The organism is Litoribacterium kuwaitense (genome assembly GCF_011058155.1).
In the GTDB taxonomy this organism is placed as follows: Bacteria; Bacillota; Bacilli; order Bacillales; family DSM-28697; genus Litoribacterium; species Litoribacterium kuwaitense.
In genome coordinates this window covers 1-421 of sequence record NZ_JAALFC010000122.1, presented here as the reverse complement: position 1 = coordinate 421, position 421 = coordinate 1, and the positions used below count along the sequence as shown (strand labels likewise).

Genomic DNA, 421 nt, shown 5'->3' with positions numbered 1-421 from the left:
TTTTCTTCGCTGATATGTCCTTCGTCGATGGCAAGCAGAACCAGTTCATCATGGATCTGTTCCATCACATCTGATTCGCTGATCACACTAAGCATGCGCGAATAGGATGCCTCGGATGGAATTTGATCAGAGTGAAGAAACCCACAGTCATATCGAAAGATAGGATCACGTTTTAACCGTTTGACGAGGTCTTTCATTGTCACGATACGCTCCACCACACGAGCGATCAATGAATAGACCATGGCGCCATAATTCAGCTCTCTCGGGGCACCTACTTTTTAGGTTTATCAAAGAGACTCCAAAAAGGCGTCAGGTCGATTGTCGAAAAAACAGCTTCAAAATGGTGGGTAGATTCCATTTCGTATAATTCATGCATGTCAAAAAGGCTTAGTTGTCGTATAATGGTCATGGAAGTACATCT

At 43.5% G+C, this 421-nt stretch carries 1 protein-coding gene; it reads right to left on the bottom strand.

The window, feature by feature from the left end:
• The coding region (locus G4V62_RS20160; protein WP_246218544.1) for a transposase at positions 1–242 on the bottom strand (242 nt) is incomplete at its 3' end.
• Positions 243–421: the final 179 nt, after the last annotated feature.